Source organism: Dyadobacter sp. CY351 (genome assembly GCF_021502625.1).
Lineage (GTDB): Bacteria > Bacteroidota > Bacteroidia > Cytophagales > Spirosomataceae > Dyadobacter > Dyadobacter chenhuakuii.
Window position 1 is genome coordinate 614,552 of the sequence record NZ_JAKFFU010000004.1, and the last position, 16,063, is coordinate 630,614.

16 protein-coding genes and 1 pseudogene are annotated in these 16,063 nt (G+C 43.3%); 8 read left to right on the forward strand and 9 right to left on the reverse strand.

What is annotated here, in order from left to right; translation table 11 throughout:
• Positions 1-47: 47 nt before the first annotated feature.
• The 4 genes from L0660_RS11815 to L0660_RS11830 all read right to left on the reverse strand — a co-directional run bounded on the left by L0660_RS11815 (position 48) and on the right by L0660_RS11830 (position 3,225).
• Positions 48-953, reverse strand: a complete 906-nt coding sequence (locus L0660_RS11815; RefSeq protein WP_235159637.1) for an alpha/beta fold hydrolase — start codon at positions 951-953, stop codon at positions 48-50.
• Between the two features lie 148 nt (positions 954-1,101).
• On the reverse strand, positions 1,102-1,986 hold the full coding sequence (locus L0660_RS11820; RefSeq protein WP_235159734.1) for a hypothetical protein: 885 nt from the start codon (positions 1,984-1,986) through the stop codon (positions 1,102-1,104).
• A 59-nt stretch (positions 1,987-2,045) separates the two neighbouring features.
• Positions 2,046-2,369 carry a nuclear transport factor 2 family protein gene (locus tag L0660_RS11825; RefSeq protein WP_235159638.1) on the reverse strand — a complete coding sequence of 108 codons (324 nt, stop codon included), beginning with the start codon at positions 2,367-2,369 and terminating at the stop codon, positions 2,046-2,048.
• 67 nt (positions 2,370-2,436) lie between these two features.
• On the reverse strand, positions 2,437-3,225 hold the full coding sequence (locus L0660_RS11830; protein ID WP_235159639.1) for an SDR family oxidoreductase: 789 nt from the start codon (positions 3,223-3,225) through the stop codon (positions 2,437-2,439).
• A 128-nt stretch (positions 3,226-3,353) separates the two neighbouring features.
• On the opposite strand from L0660_RS11830, the gene L0660_RS11835 reads away from it, so the two are divergent.
• Positions 3,354-3,713, forward strand: a complete 360-nt coding sequence (locus L0660_RS11835) for a helix-turn-helix domain-containing protein (protein ID WP_233793555.1) — start codon at positions 3,354-3,356, stop codon at positions 3,711-3,713.
• A 366-nt stretch (positions 3,714-4,079) separates the two neighbouring features.
• Here L0660_RS11835 and L0660_RS11840 read toward each other — a convergent pair.
• Positions 4,080-4,214: pseudogene (locus tag L0660_RS11840) on the reverse strand (IS3 family transposase); the annotation flags it as partial.
• A 193-nt stretch (positions 4,215-4,407) separates the two neighbouring features.
• On the opposite strand from L0660_RS11840, the gene L0660_RS11845 reads away from it, so the two are divergent.
• The gene (locus L0660_RS11845) at positions 4,408-5,124 is read left to right on the forward strand and encodes a spheroidene monooxygenase (RefSeq protein ID WP_235159640.1); all 717 of its coding nucleotides are present in this window, start codon (positions 4,408-4,410) and stop codon (positions 5,122-5,124) included.
• A gap of 58 nt (positions 5,125-5,182) precedes the next feature.
• On the opposite strand, the gene L0660_RS11850 is transcribed toward L0660_RS11845, so the two are convergent.
• The 4 genes from L0660_RS11850 to L0660_RS11865 all read right to left on the reverse strand — a co-directional run bounded on the left by L0660_RS11850 (position 5,183) and on the right by L0660_RS11865 (position 10,092).
• Positions 5,183-5,836: a carotenoid biosynthesis protein gene (locus L0660_RS11850; RefSeq protein ID WP_235159641.1), complete on the reverse strand. Its 654-nt coding sequence runs from the start codon at positions 5,834-5,836 to the stop codon at positions 5,183-5,185.
• Entirely contained in the window at positions 5,833-7,302 is a 1,470-nt protein-coding gene (gene crtD / locus L0660_RS11855) for a 1-hydroxycarotenoid 3,4-desaturase CrtD (protein WP_235159642.1), read from the reverse strand. Before crtD ends, L0660_RS11850 begins: the two co-directional genes overlap by 4 nt.
• A gap of 105 nt (positions 7,303-7,407) precedes the next feature.
• Entirely contained in the window at positions 7,408-8,244 is an 837-nt protein-coding gene (locus L0660_RS11860; protein ID WP_235159643.1) for a phytoene/squalene synthase family protein, read from the reverse strand.
• Between the two features lie 1,176 nt (positions 8,245-9,420).
• Positions 9,421-10,092 carry a succinate dehydrogenase cytochrome b subunit gene (locus L0660_RS11865; RefSeq protein WP_235159644.1) on the reverse strand — a complete coding sequence of 224 codons (672 nt, stop codon included), beginning with the start codon at positions 10,090-10,092 and terminating at the stop codon, positions 9,421-9,423.
• A gap of 387 nt (positions 10,093-10,479) precedes the next feature.
• Between L0660_RS11865 and L0660_RS11870 the strand changes: the two genes are divergently transcribed.
• The 6 genes from L0660_RS11870 (at position 10,480) to L0660_RS11895 (ending at position 16,008) form a co-directional block, all read left to right on the forward strand.
• Complete coding sequence (locus tag L0660_RS11870; protein ID WP_235159645.1) at positions 10,480-11,046, forward strand: NADPH-dependent FMN reductase; 567 nt, start codon at positions 10,480-10,482, stop codon at positions 11,044-11,046.
• Between the two features lie 82 nt (positions 11,047-11,128).
• Entirely contained in the window at positions 11,129-11,599 is a 471-nt protein-coding gene (locus tag L0660_RS11875) for a DoxX family protein (RefSeq protein WP_235159646.1), read from the forward strand.
• 125 nt (positions 11,600-11,724) lie between these two features.
• Positions 11,725-12,930, forward strand: coding sequence for an NO-inducible flavohemoprotein (gene hmpA / locus L0660_RS11880; protein ID WP_235159647.1), 1,206 nt, complete (start codon positions 11,725-11,727; stop codon positions 12,928-12,930).
• Between the two features lie 51 nt (positions 12,931-12,981).
• Positions 12,982-14,454: a PLP-dependent aminotransferase family protein gene (locus L0660_RS11885; RefSeq protein ID WP_235159648.1), complete on the forward strand. Its 1,473-nt coding sequence runs from the start codon at positions 12,982-12,984 to the stop codon at positions 14,452-14,454.
• 439 nt (positions 14,455-14,893) lie between these two features.
• Positions 14,894-15,322: a GNAT family N-acetyltransferase gene (locus L0660_RS11890; RefSeq protein WP_235159649.1), complete on the forward strand. Its 429-nt coding sequence runs from the start codon at positions 14,894-14,896 to the stop codon at positions 15,320-15,322.
• Positions 15,319-16,008: a hypothetical protein gene (locus L0660_RS11895; RefSeq protein WP_235159650.1), complete on the forward strand. Its 690-nt coding sequence runs from the start codon at positions 15,319-15,321 to the stop codon at positions 16,006-16,008. Before L0660_RS11890 ends, L0660_RS11895 begins: the two co-directional genes overlap by 4 nt.
• Positions 16,009-16,063: the final 55 nt, after the last annotated feature.

Consider the following 16,063-nt stretch of genomic DNA (forward strand, 5'->3'; position numbering starts at 1 on the left):
AAAAACCTATGAAGCCGTCATTGGCTTCACAGGTGAGGTTTGTCTAATCAGTTTCTAGCGAATTTTTCAAGCTCAAAGTTGAATTTATCCATTTCTTCCAAGAACAATCCGTGTCCGCCTTTTTCAAATTTCACGATGTAAGAACCTTTGATGGCTTTGTTAAGCTGTTCAGCCTGAGCATAGTCACACAATTTGTCATTCACACCGTGGAATATCGCAACCGGCATTTTGATTTTTCCAAGCACCGGACGAAGATCCAGGTCACCCAATGCGCTGATAGCCTGCGTAGTTGCGTAAGGTGATGCATTTAAGTTGATGCTTTCCAACCATTTGATGGATTCCGGCGTAAGTCCGCCTTCTTGTCCTTCAAATGCTTTTCCAAAGCCTGCCACCAATTGTTCGCGGTTCGTTTTAGTCTGTTGGATCAAATCTGTTGCGCCCTGCTCAGTGATGCCGTAAGGATGGCCTTCACGATGTTTCCATGATGGACCAGTTGCACCGAATACGGCTAACTTATTGATATGGGCACCATTATATTTGGTTACGTAGTGAAGTACCACGGCACTGCCCATTGAAAATCCGCCTAAGGTTGCGTTCTGGATTTTCAGTTTTTCCAAAACCACTTTAATGTCGTCGGAGAAAGTATCGAAGTCGTATTTTCCATAAGGCCTGTCCGATTTTCCGAAGCCGCGGAGTGAAATCCCGATCACCCTGAACCCTTTTTCAACCAAATATTGGTATTGATATTCGTACATCTCATTGTTCAACGGCCATCCGTGAATGAGCACGACGGGCTGGCCTTCGCCGAGGTCAATCACGTGGAGTTTTACATTTTTCTCCACTTCAATGTATTCTTCTCTTCCCAGTGAGGCGGGCTTGCGTGTTTGTGCAAATAGAGATTGGCTTTGGATAAAAGTGAAAAGGAATGCGATAGTCAAGGCAATGGTTTTCATCTGAGTAGTAAGTTTGAAATTTTGAGTTAATCTGCTAACCGTTAGCTGAGTGTCATATCGTTTTGACATTGCAAAGGTGGCAGCTTAATCAGCCCGAAGGAATGGATAAAAAGCCACGCGCCTTGTACATTTTTCCCGAAAGGCGAAATTATGGCTTGTAAAAACTGGAAAGTTGATCCAATCGCTGCCTGATCAGCGCATTTTTCATTGGCTCAAACCTTTCCACCTCTATATTGTCTTTGGTCACAACCACATGAAACGGCTGATTCAACTTGCTGGTCATGTGGTAAACCGACACGAGTTCGGCAAGATCCTCGGACCACGCCGCCATTCCATATAATGAAGGGAAAGGGGTTTTGGCGAGCTTGCGATAAACATCCGGTGCCAGATTGATCGGCATAGCTTTACCGCTTCGGAAACGTGTCTGTTCCAGCAGCGAATCAATGTATGGATCTTCGGGCACGGTCACCATGCGCCACACATTTTTGGTATAAGGCGTCGGCGTAACAATGGAATCTTTTTCGGCAGAATAAGGCGTTACCTCCGTTACCGCGTCTACCACGTGCGTAGCCTCGTGCAGCAGCACATAAAGGAGCGCATCCATCTTGCCGCCTTCCACACGTACTTTATAACATCCCTGACCTTCTAATTTGAAGCATGTATTTTCCTTCCATGTCGCCCATTCCGAAATGGTCTCATCCAGCAGCCCGGCGCGGAATGTAATGTTGAACATTTTCGGCCCGCTGCCAGATTCAAGTAATGAGGTCAATGCCGTGTTGGGCATATTGTCCATGAAGCTGATGCTTTGCAAATGCTGTTTCAAAATGCGCTGGTGCAGAGGCGGCAAATGTGCAAAAGCATTACGCACTTTGTCCTTTTCTACTGTCGTCAGCGCGTGGTTAACTGGCTTCATCCCATCTTCACGAAACATTTTGAAAACACTTTCGGGGGCAATTTTTACACGTTCGTAAGGTTCAGATTTACCTAGTGTATCTCCACTTTGTGCAAAGGACCATGTTGGCAAAAACAGCATTATTAAAGCTACAACTTTGTATGCTAACCGCATTTTTCTGATCATAAGTGTTTTCTGAATTAATCTGTAATCTTCAACGAACTAATAGAATTACCATCCAATTCAAGATGGTAATTCATCACAAGTGGACTACCCGGAAATGTGCCGCTTACTTCCAGAGTCAGTTTTCCTTTTGAGCCGGTTTGACTAAAATCAATGGGTGTCAGCTGCATATTATACTTCTCTGTCGCTTCCTCGATCCACCCTTCAATTTCCTCCCTACCCGAATAGGACGAACCTTCGTCGGAAACGGTTGCGTGTTCTGTGAAGTAATTGGCAAATGCTGTGCTGTCTTGGTTGTTTTGTGCTTTGATAAAGCCTTGGATGTTTTCTGGAAGTTTCATGATTTTGAATGTTTATGTTGATTTAAAATTGGTTTTGTATTGAATGAAATCTTGATAAAAAAAGGGATTATAATGTGGGAATGGTGCCGCCATCGATCACATATTCGGTGCCTGTAAGGTAAGTGGCTCTCGTAGAAACCAGGAAGCCGACCAGTTCGGCAACTTCATGTGGCCACGCCGGTCTGCCAAACGGAATGCCTCCTAATGCGTCCATGACGCTTTTCTCAGCGTGCTCGGTGGTTACGCCCGAACTTTCGGCGATCCGCTCCATCATTCTGACCGAAGCCGTGGTCATAATCCAGCCGGGCGAAACGGTCAGCACGCGCACACCTTTCGGTGCTACTTCATTAGACAAACTTTTGCTGTAATTGACCAAAGCGGCTTTTGCTGCCGCATAAGGCAATGTGGAGTCGTACAAAGGAAGTTTCGCCTGAATGGATGCTATGTGGATAATGACGCCTTCGTGCCGGTTGATCATTCCTGGCAAAAATCCTCGATCCAGCCGCACAGGCGCCAGCAGATTGGTTTGAAAAGAGGATTCCCAGTCTTCATCAGAAAGCACCGCAAATCCACCCGCAGGCGTTTCCGAGCCTCCCATATTGTTGATCAGAATGTCCAGTCGGCCGAATTTTTCAATGACTTCGTCCACCACTTTCTGCGTTCCTTCCGGTTTGCTTAAATCGGCTGCTATGAAATGCAGGGTATTATTTTCTTCTTCCGGCCTGTTTCTGGCTGTAATGATCACCGTTGCACCTGCTTGTAACAGACGATCGGCGATTGCTTTTCCGGCTCCTTTGCTGCCGCCGGTTACCAGGGCAATTTTATCTTTTAGTTCGTTTTCAAAATTGAAGTCCATGTCGTTATCGATTTGTGTAGGACAAATTTCAGCACTATGCTACGCCCTGACAAGTACGGACTTACGATTCAGATAGGGATAAATTTATCCCTATTGAACCTCCCAAGGCATATGTTTATATTTGCAGCATGTACGAAAGAAAGACAATGCCCAACCTGAATTGCGGGCTCGACCTGATCGGTGAGGTGCTTTATGGCAAATGGAAAATACGGCTTTTGTGGTTCATTCACCAAGGTTTTCAACGCCCCAGCGAGCTGCAACGGAAAATCCCTGATGCATCCCGCCGGGTGTTGAATGTGCAATTAAAGGAACTCGAAAATCATGAGCTGGTCGGGAAAATCATTTATCCCGTAGTCCCGCCAAAAGTCGAGTATTATCTTACTGATTTTGGTAAATCACTGATCCCCGTCATTGGCGCAATCGGCGAGTGGGGTGATCAAAATGACCAGCGTTTGCGTGAGCTTATCGAAAAGAACATTCAGTCTTAGCAGACACATTTTCCGCACACGCTTTTTCCAAAATCTGCTCCATTTCCGGAAGCAAACCAGGGATCGGCGTGTCGCCCATATTAGTCAGCATCACTATGTAACGGCTGGGTTAGTCTAAAAAGTCGGTCGTATTTCTGAACTTCTCCTAAGACGTTATCTCCGAGTAAATTTGCTTGAATTGAAGCTGATTTAACACTTTTTGGTAAAGTAATTAAAAATAGCACCACCTTAAAGTGTAACTGCTGAACATCCATCATTCTAATGTTTGAAGTCGGCAGTTATTGTATAATGATCTGAAAGTTCAGAAGTTTCGGAGACGTTTAATATTTAGGCTTCAAACATTTCGGGCAAGGCTCTGAGTGGTTAATAATCGACGCTCCAAACTTCGTTTACCTGCTCCGGCTGAACCAAAGGTTTCTTGACCCGATCAGGTAATCGCCGTTTCCCCTTTCGCCTCTTATTCAGCTTCAAAACTTGATTAATGCGGTGAACTCGCTTACTGAATTATTGTGAGGCTATTTCAGTGTAATACAATTAGTTATTTTCGAGGAAATGCTATCAGCTTAAAAGTCAGGACCACATATATGACAGTTTTTGATTTCATAAAATTCTCTCGGTACATTCACGTCGTCAAATATTTTCCGTCCTAATGCAAATGGAATCGATTTCTTGATTGGCTACTTTATCATTTCTAATGAGTTCCATCACTTCACTTACTTTATTTCGGTTTCAAAATTCACAAGCTAAAATGTGGGCTTTCGGGCAAATGCAGTTTGCACATGCTTATATCAGCAAAACGCCAGGGTTGCAATTTTACAAACTCATGGGCAGCGGTCGCGAGCCGGGTTTTAGCCCATTGCCTGACTGGGGTGTGTATGCTATGTTGGGTATTTGGGACAATGAGCAAAGCGCTGATCATTTTTTTAACGATACTGAAATTTTTAAGCGATACCAGGCGCACAGCAGTGAGCAGTGGACCATCTACATGAAACCCATACAAGCCAAGGGCCTTTGGTCAGGACGTAATCCATTTACTCCCTCAACAGATTTGGATGATGACAACCCGCTCATTGCAGTAATTACGCGTGCAACCATTAAGGCTAGTAAACTGATCAGATTTTGGGACTATGTTCCTACATCCCAGCAACCCATTGTGCAAGGTTGTGAAGGGCTGATTTATACCAAAGGAGTTGGCGAGGCACCGCTGGTTCAGATGGCCACTTTCAGCATATGGGAGAATATAGACGCCTTGAAAAACTATGCCTACAATAGCCCTGAACATCAGGAGGCCATCCGAAAAACCCGAAAAATAGATTGGTATAAAGAAGAGTTATTTGCGCGTTTTCAGCCTTACCGCTCAATAGGAACCTGGGGTAGTGAAAATGTTTTGGCTCCCTATTTAAACCATTGACGCTTTGCTGAATGCCCAGACTCGCTCTGTGTGTAGCAATTAAAATTGGGCGCCTTTATTACTTACTTATCAAATAGAAGAACACGAAAAATAGAACCTGAGAAGCAAAGTGATGTAACGGCAGCGGATACTTTGCCTGAGGTACATAATTTTTTACAAGCACCTGCAATACCAATGAAACTACAAACCAGTCTATGTAGTTGCGCAGCGGTGCATAACCTACATTCCAATGCCAGTAATCGAATACCGAAGCCACGGGTTCAATAAAAAAATCGAGCGCAACCATTAGCGCAGCTCCGCAAACAGGCGCCATCCATGGGTTACCAATAAAACGCTTTGCGATAGTGGCTGTTATAAAAGTAAGCACCACCCAGTTGATGCCAATCAGCAAGGGAACGTTAGCCAATTTAGGCCCCATATTTTCACCGTACCAATAGTCTCCAAAAACCAAGCCGGTGTTTACACCAATCATTTCAACGCCCATACCGATTATGTAAACAAGTGACCAGATTAAGATGCCTGGCCAAACGTTTTTAAGCGGAAAATTCCAGTACAAAAGTGCCACGCCAAGCAGCAGGTTGAATGGCGTTTTTGGCAAAAACCAAGCGCCATAACCCAGCCATATGCCTATCATGCCTGAAATGGTTACCAGCCATATCGCAAATATAGACGTGTTGCTTTTTACAGCCGAAAATGATAGTTCATTATTCATAAAGCTGAAATGATGAGCTTTGAAGTAATCTTTGCAGAATGCATGCACAAAGGAATACCGCCACCGGGGTGAACGGATCCTCCGCAAAAATAAAGTTGTTTTATTTTGTTTGAAAAATTGGGGTGTCTAAGGAAGGCCGCAAGTTTAGAATTGCTTGCAGCACCATACAATGCGCCACGGTAACTGCTCGTTCGTCTTTCAATTAGCGGGGGGGTTAGCACATCTTCTGCCATGATAAGCTCTGTAATGTCCGTGCCGAGCAGGCGGTTTAATTTGCTGATGATATTTTGGCGCGCCTGCACCACCAATGCCTCCCAGTTTTGACCATAATCTCCCGGGGCATTAATCATCACAAACCAATTTTCGCATCCCGAAGGTGCGTCACCCGAAGTTTCTTTACTGCTAATGTTGATATAAACGGTAGGATCATTGAAAAGCGTTTGATGTTCGAACAAATGCGCAAATTCCTGCGGATAATCGCTGCTGAAAAATATGTTGTGCAAGTCCAATTGATCAAACGTACCGCGAATGCCCCAATAAAATATCACTGCAGAACTTGATCGCTCCTGCCTGAGCGTGCGCTCAGGGTGCGGTTGTGATGGCAACAGTTTTTTGTAGGTAGAAAATATGTCCATGTTTGAGACAATGCAATTTGCAAAATGCTCTTTGCCTGCCGTTTTAACCCCGACTGCCTTATTCTTCTCAACCAGTATTTGTTCTATTTTTTGATTAAAATGAAATCGGATGCCTTGTCGAAGTGCCAGTTGATACAGACTGGTAGTGATATTGTGCATACCACCCTTTGGATAATAAGCGCCCAGGTAAAGTTCAAGATGTGGAATCATACTCATGATACCCGGTGTGAGATACGGTGATGAGCCGTTATAAGTAGCATAGCGGTTAAATAACTGAACCAGATGCGGCTCACCGATGGCTGCTTCATTAAGAGCATCCAGACTAGTGCCCAAATTCATTTCGGATAGGTGAGCCAAGGCCTTAAGTGTATCCACAGAAAGATAAGTGCGCATTTTATGCAACGATTTCTCGATGAATAAAGAAGCGGTAAGCTCATATTTCTTCTGGCCGTTTTTCAAATAAGATAATATCGTTGCGGCTTCAATACCAAATTTGGCTGCTGCCTCTTTTGCAAAAACTTCACGATCGGCATCAACAGTAAAGTGGATGCCATCTTCCCAAAAATAGTTGCAAACCGACTTCATGCGGTGATACTGAAAAAAATCAGATGGTTGTTCACCAAACAGTTCGAAAAGCTCGGTAATAAGTTGTGGCATGGTGAAGAGCGAAGGCCCTGCATCAAAACGGAAGCCGTTTATTTCGAAAGCATGCAGCTTGCCACCGGGATAATCGTTGCTCTCAAAAACATCCACTTCAACGCCTGCAGCACGCAAATGCAATGCAGTAGCAATGCCAGCTATACCTGAACCAATAATAATTGCCGATGGCATTTTTGAAGATGTATTTTTATGAATGATTTTTGATTTGTTGGAAGCGTATAAATGTACGAAAGAAGTACGTGTAGGTTATACTCATGGGAGAGTAGGGTTTGAGAATCATAGCATGTTCAATTGATGTCTTAACAATGAGCGCAGCATGAGCCCGATCTTATTGTGGTTAGGGATCCTGATCCTGGCATCCATTACTTTTTCGGCCGGCGTCTGACTGATTCGAAGGAAAAGTTTTTGATAGTAATAATATGCCAAATATACACCACGCCTGGACGATGCAGGCAGTCGTTTTATACCAATCAATGCCTGCTCAAAATCCTGTCGGATCTGTTGTTGGATAATATCTTTGTCCGTACTTGTAAAAAGTGTAAAATTGATGCCTGGGAAATAACTACGACCCAGGTCTTGATAATCAGCTTTTAAATCACGCAAAAAATTGACTTTCTGAAATGCGGCGCCCAGTTTCATAGCATAATACCTTAGGTCTTCATATTGCGCTGCGTCGCCTTCTGTGAATACACGCAGGCACATTAAGCCAACCACTTCGGCTGAGCCGAGTACATATTCCTTGAAACTATCTGGACTATGCTGCTTCTGACCGAGGTCCATTTCCATACTTTTGAGAAATGTATCAATCAATGACCACTCAATGCCATACTGGTTTACAACGTGTTGAAAGCTGTTTAAAATTGGATTGATACTGATGCCGGCAGCAATCGCTTCGGCGGTATCCTCCCTGATTTTGGCCATTAAACCGTGCTTGTTATAGCCGTGAAAGCTATCGACAATCTCGTCGGCTAGGCGGACAAACCCGTAGATGCTGTAAATTGGGGCGTGAAATTTAGGTTGTAAAAAGTGGATCCCTAGCGAGAAAGAAGTGCTGTACAGCTGCGTGGTTTTTTTGCTGCAACAGACCGACAATTGATCATATAAAGCCTTCATCGCATTTTGGTTTTGGTAGCTGACTATTTTGGTTCAAACGGAAAAACCTGCTCGTTGAAGTTGTGAAAGATTATCAAACACTTATCGAAGAAACCCTAAGAAAAGCTAATTCTGTTCCCCGAAGGGAGCCACTGGTCAATGGTAGAGCGTGAAAGAGTCAAAAATAAAGGTGAATGGTATTTAAGTACAAGATTTGAAATAGACTTACGAATCACGCAAAGAGCATGAATTGTTACAATTAGGGCTGCGGCCAGGAAGCAAATTTAACATAAGTTCCGCCTTATTAATGCTGTCCATAAAATTCTAACAATAGATGCTAAATTGATTATTAACTCCTATCAAATGCCGGAACTGCTACGCTTTTTAGATATAAATATGCGCAAATTAACCAGCGGGTATGGCGTTAGCAGGTTCCCTATGCTGAGCCAGCCCTTTCAACATCGTGAAAGTATCCGTTGAGACACAAAACAACTTTCTGATTCTATACGAGATACTGCATAGAACGGCCAAACCTTAGGAACCATTCCAGGATGAGTAGAGATTTCGACCCAACAATAACATGATGGATCTCGGTTGTGGGGAATACTACATGTAAGATGGGTAAAATAACAGTGCTTACCTAGATCTGTCTAGAAATTAGAAAAGCTTCCTCTTATAAGAAGTATATATTTGTTCAAGTTTTGCATGGCCGGCAGTTAGTGAATGTTCATAGCTCTCTCTACCATTAGTCGTTTATGACCCTATGCAGAAACGGTGGTTAGATTGAACTTGTAATAGGCCTAGCTTATTTGCACAAATCGTTGCATGCTGAATACCAAACAATGTTTTTAATTCAAAAAACTGGCTAAGCTACCAGGTTAAAATGTAATTGCCTGGCCGGGTATTTTAGAAGCGTTCAGATGTGCACTTTTGAAAAACATACTGCGTTTCGGTCGGGATCTGTTTGCATTGTTCGTCATATTTGGCTGTCTAATGCGAGATGCCATCAATGGCTGTTGGATCCTCATAAGGTCATTAACCCTGGCAGCTACGCCTTGCACCACAAAGCAAACTTCATTAGCCTGCGAGCAGGGCGTGATAGCGCCAAAACCTGCTTTGAAGGTTGATGCATCGTCAGACTCCTTGGAGAAAATGCCATCCTAAGTTAGGTATTCGGCCCGTAGCTTACATAGTGGGTTATTTTATCCATTTCAAAAAGATGGAGATGGGCATCATAGCAAATGTTAGACAAATAATAAAAGAAAATACCCTCCCTGAGTATCTTATTAGGGGATTATACTTCCGGTGATTTAAACCGAGGCTCTGGAAAGCACTGGAGAAGCCATGCAATAGGTGCCAAAACAAGGAGAATATTCCAAGCAGATAAATAATAACCTCAATTGGATTACTGAATTTTTCCAACATCATCAGATACAATGGCAACTCTTCACCATGTAACAGCTGATGTGTACGATTCGGTATCCAAAAGTTAGAGGTATGAACTATTAAGAACATCAATATCAACGTTCCTAGTAAAGTCATGCTCTTGCTGTACCAAGTGACTTCCAGTGTTGACTTTAGCATAGCATAGCCTATTGGACGTGCGCCCTTATTGGAACGCCAAAGTAGAAGAGACTGAATGATATGTAAAAGTATTCCAATTACCAAGACAATCTCAATCGTCCTAATTATAGGGTTAGTTCCCATAAAATGAGCTGCCTCATTAAATGTCTCTCCTCCATCATTGTAAAAAATGAGCGCATTAATTCCCGCATGGACGATCAAAAAACTGATTAAAAAGAAACCTGTCATCGCTACCAAAACTTTTTTTCCAATAGAACTTCTAAATGTTTTGAAAAACCATTCCATAATTTATATTCTTTTCATATTCACTTCAATGTAAAGTTATTCAACACCAAAATTCATTTGACGTACCAGAAAATGATAAAGTGATAGACCAGTTGGTTTTAGGGTCGGTATGCCACCCCAATGATCTTACTCATAATGAAATGACACCTGTAATTAAATTCATTAATATCATCTGGACTACCTACATATTGCTTTCTGGTAAGTCAAACATTTTTTTACGCAGGATATCTTTGCACAGTTGGTGTATAGAAAGCATGAAACATCTAACTGGCTACACCTATTACTCAGATATTCAATAGATTAAGGTTTTTTAGATGGTGTGTCAGTATTCCAGCAGCACAAAAATTAAATATTTGATAAAGATTAAAACGAACATAAAACAAGACGATGGAAAATCATAAAATCGCTGTTATTGTAGGCAGTCTCCGAAAAGAATCCTACAACTTAAAAACAGCGAAAGCCCTAATGAAACTAGCTCCGGAACCACTCTCACTTGAATTGGTGAGCATTGCGGAACTACCTATGTTTAATGAAGACCTGGAAGAAACACCGCCGCTTGAATGGTTGTCGTTTCGGGAGAAGATCCGCGACGCTGATGGCCTGCTGTTCCTGACACCTGAATATAACCGCTCCATACCAGGCGTATTGAAAAATGCCATTGATGTAGGCTCCCGTCCGTATGGGCAGAATTCATGGGACGGAAAACCTGCTGCCGTAATAAGTGTCTCCATCGGAGCCATCGGCGGTTTTGGGGCAAACCATCACCTGCGCCAGTCATTGTTCTTTGTGAATGTGCCCACAATGGCGCAGCCAGAAGCATATATAGGATTCGCAACAGGCATGTTTGACGATAACGGCATTCTCACAAATGATTCTACAGAAGACTTTTTGAGAGATTTCATGACGGCTTTCGGCAAGTGGGTTGCTGCGCATGCGGTAAAGCAGATAGCCTAGCAGTGTGCGCAGGCCCCTAAAATAGTTAGGGCATGCCTTGGTTAGTCATTGTACTGCCATGATACAGATGCCATTTTAATCCATGGAAATACTAATAAGAATACTACAAACAGATTACGATTATACTTCCACTTTTATAAGATTGATAGCTGGAATTATAATATTTCCTTATGGAATGCAAAAACTATTTGGATGGTTTCCAGATCTTGGAGGGGGTGTTGGGGTTCGTGAATCGTTAATGAATATCAAGCGAAAAAATATACCAAAGTTCATAGGTTTGTTGATCCTCGTTGGTCAATCTTTTGGAAGTATAGCCTTGTTATTGGGTTGCTTTAGTAGATTAGCTGCTCTTGGCAATATTATTATTTTTATGGGAGCTTTGATCGTTCATTTACCCGATGGCTGGGCCATTAATTGGACCGGAAAGAAGAGTGGTGAGGGTATCGAATATTTTGTGCTACTACTTTCCATCCTAGTGATCGTTTTTGTGAATGGTGGTGGGGCAATGTCGATCGATAACTGGCTTACTAAATGGTTACTCGAGTCCTTTTAAGTTGAAGCCTGTTATTATGTAGCTGCACATCAATTTTTAATAAAAAATAATAAAAGATATTATTGTCTTCTAAAAATCCTGGTATACTTTTACAAAAAAGATAAAAAGGTATTTATATATTTATTATGATAACGGAACAGCAAAAGTCACTAGTAAAAGGCACTGTGCCGATTCTAAGAGCAAATGGGGTAGCATTGACGACCTATTTTTATAACCGGATGCTTAGTAAAAACCCGGAGTTGCGGAATGTTTTCAACCAGGCAAATCAGCAGACTGGGGCGCAGCCCACAGCGCTGGCGATGGCTGTGCTGGCCTATGCCGAGCATATCGACGATCCTTCGGTGCTTGCTCATGCGCTGCAGCGGATCGGCAGCAAACACGTGAGCCTGGATGTGCGGCCTGAGCAGTATGCCATTGTCGGCAAACATTTGCTGGCATCTATTGAAGAAGTGCTGGGTTCGCTGGCCACTCCCGAACTGATAGGAGCGTGGACGATTGCTTATAATAATTTAGCTCAGATTATGGCCGGTGTTGAAGCCGATATGTATGCATCAGCAACTCAAAATGGGGGATGGAGTGGCTGGCGGCCGTTTGTTGTGAAGCAAAAGGTGGCGGAATCCCAGGAAATTACCTCTTTTTACCTGCATCCGGCAGATGGGGGAGAACTCGCTGGTTTTCAGCCGGGGCAATACATTACAGTAAGGCTTTTCGTTCCTGAGCTCAACATCTTTCAGCCGCGCCAGTACAGCATTTCCTGCGCGCCAAACGGTCAATATTACCGCATTTCTGTAAAAAAAGAGCATGGCAGCCAACAGCGGCCGGCGGGTTATGTGAGCAATCTGCTGCATCGTGAAATTCAGGAAGGCGCAGTGATCGAGGTTGGCGCGCCGTCGGGAAATTTTGTACTAAAAGCACATGAAACTAATCCGGTTGTTTTTATTAGCGGAGGAGTGGGAATTACGCCTTTTATGAGCATGCTCGATGATATGATTGCGCGGGAAGGGCAGCATCGGCCTATTACCTGGATCCACGGATGCCGCGGTTATGATGTTCATGCTTTCCGGGACCGGGTGCATCAAATAAAATCGCTAACCAAAGAAATGAACGTTCATACATTCTACGATAAACTTGAACATGAAGTAGATGTTGATACTTTTGAGGGCTATGTAGACCTGTGCAAGATTAAAAATATATTTTCAGATGATGCTGACTACTACATTTGCGGCCCGTCCATTTTTATCAAAACCCATGTCGAATATTTGCGCTTAAAAGGAGTAAATGCGCAACAAATCCATTACGAAGAGTTTGGCCCGTCGGTTCTTTCGATTTGATGTATGATCTTTGTGCCAGTAACAACCGCTGGCGCAAAGACTCCTATGAGCATGCTTCCATTCAAAACCCTAATCAAATTTGACCGTACCGGCCACCCTGCCGTCTACATCCAGCTAGCTAATGGATTGATCAATCTGATCCGTGATGGCAAGATTATTCCGGGTACATTCTTACCTGGAACACGGGAGATGGCCCGGTTAATACAGCTTCACCGCAAAACAGTCATCAATGCTTATGATGAACTTGCCGCTCAGGGTTGGGTGGAGTCCCTACCACAAAAAGGGTTTCGGGTCGTACCGGATCTTCCAGTAGTCAAACCCCGGACGTATAAGCCCAAGAGCAATTTCTCAAAGTCAGTAGATTTTACGGAGGATTTATTGCAGCTGCCAGCTTTGGTTCGTCCAGGTTGGGTCAGTGAGCCGGGAAATGGGGCTATTACCATTGATGACGGTTTCCCTGACCCAGCATTGAGCCCTCATGACTCCTTCTTGCAGCAATACAGACAGCTGCTTCGATCTGAGCAGTATCACCAGATTTCATCACAAATAGACCAGGGTGGAGTGCCGCATTTGAAATCAGCTACCAGCACCTTCCTGAACCGCTCCAGAGGCTTAAACATTACAAGTGAGCACTTAATCATAACGCGCGGGGCACAAATGGCGATCTATATGGCGGCGGCATTGCTGATTCGGCCGGGAGATAACATCGTGGTAAGTGATCCGAATTACTTTATGGCCGACCTTATTTTTCAAAAACTAGGAGCAGTAATCCACCGGGTTGCTGTGGACCAGGAAGGGATGGATGTTGACCAGCTTGAAGATCTATTAAAAGCAAGACGGTTTAGAATGCTGTATGTGATTCCACACCATCATCATCCTACGACTGTAACAATGAGCAGTGCAAGAAGGATACAACTGCTCAATCTTATCAAACAATACGAGCTCTGGACGATAGAAGACGATTATGACTACGATTTTCATTACCGAAATAGTCCCATACTTCCTCTTGCAAGCACCGATCACGGCGGACGAATCATGTACATCGGGTCTTATACTAAACTGCTTGGCCCCTCATTCCGGATTGGATATATTGTGGCCGAAAAGCATTTTATCCACCAATTAATACGCTTCAAAAGACTCATTGACATTCGCGGCGACTTTATGATGGAATCTGCACTGGCAAATCTTATAGAAAATGGAGAGCTAGGCAGGCACATCAAGCGCAGCAAAAAAATCTACGCAGACCGGCTTGAAAATGCTTCAAAACTGATTACTGATACGTTTGCGGAATCTATTTATTTTGAAAAGCCGCAGGGAGGAATGGCGCTTTGGCTTCGCTTCGATGAACGATACCCACTTGCACAGATACTAATAAAAGCTTCTGCCCAAAATTTGCACTTGCAAGGCAGCGCTTACTTTGAAGGTCATATTACTAATCTGAATAGTCTCAGGTTTGGCTTTGCCTCGTTGTCAGAAGATCGGATCGAGCAGGCACTTGCTATTTTGCGAGATATTATAAAGTGAATAAACTGTCTTGTTTCCGGCAAAAGGGCAGTGCGGATACATGTGGCCAGGCTTTCGGCCATTGGCAGCGATTTCACTCTGTGTTTGCAAAAAAACCTTGCTGGGCAACTCACCCGAGCTAAATTTTACTGGATGCACATTAACAAAATAGGCCCCATTTAACGCAATGAGGTTAAAGACGCTTTCAGAAATGCTTGAAGCTGGTCCCGGGGTGAGAGCATCTCAGGCAAGAATATAATATCACCCGTAATACTTACAATCGCTTTTCTGTATGTATGCCCGGCAAAAGCAATGTTGTCGATTAGGCTTTGTATTCGGGAGTAGCCGGAAAAATTAACTGGACCATCTCAATATATACATCTGGTTCCTTTGGTAGCCCTATGCCAAGGATATTTTTGTATCAACAATTTACATATTGTATCACGTAATTAGTTTATCGATGGAAATAGTAGTAGCACAGACAAGGGAGCAGATCCATTTTTGTAAAGACATCATCTTTGCATTTAGAACCGAGCTGGAGGAAGCCACATACCAGGATTTGATCATGCATATGATCACCAATGAATCCTACAAACTAGCATACTTACCCAACCATGATAATACAAAAGCTGCCGCGTTTATAGGATACCGTTCAATGCACATGCTACTTCATGGTAATATGATTTATGTAGACGACCTATACACAGATCCTGCTTATCGTGGGGGAGGATTTGCCGGAAAACTACTGAATTATGTTGTTGGAATGGCAGCTCACGCTGGCATTAAAACCATTCATCTGGATAGTGGTTATGACCTTCATGATGCCCACAGGCTTTACCTGAATAACGGCTATGTGCTAGCATGCAACCACTTTGCAAGAAAGGTATGAATACCGAGTTGATGGCTACCGGCGCTAGCGGGGTTGCATGGACAATCGTTTATTTTGCACTCGTATATAGAGGCATCAAAGACAAATCTTATGGAATGCCGCTGGTGCCACTGGCATTAAATTTTGCCTGGGAAGCTGTCTTTTCATTGATCTACCCACCAGCTGCGACAGGCCTTGCGGGAACCATTATCAATGCTATTTGGATGGTTTGTGATATTGGAATCATCTACACTTATTTTAGATATGGCTACAAATATTTTAGGCAGTATTATGGCATGTCAAAATCGCAATGGATCAGTTATTCGATTTTTGCATTTGTGCTTGCATTAGGGATCATGCTCACCGGCGGGCCGTTTTTAGGGCAGTTTGTTCCGTATTTCAGAGGTGATATTTTCCAGGGGGCCATATTCATTGCTTACATTCAGAACCTGGTTATTTCGATCTGCTTCCTATTGATGATATGGCAGCGAAGAAGCTCTGAGGGACAATCGCTTACGATTGGTGTTTTCAAATGCATCGGAACAGGGCTTACCGTTGGGATCTATTATTTATTTGATCTTCATAAAGGAAAGGCGGATTTAATGAATATCATCATCGGGGCCACATTCCTGCTGGATTTAATCTATGTAGGAACCCTTTACAAACAGTTGGAACATGAAGGTAAAAATGCCTGGACAAGATTCTGATATTCGACTCCTTTCTTCATCTACTTTAAGAAATACAAAAATTTATACCGATAAT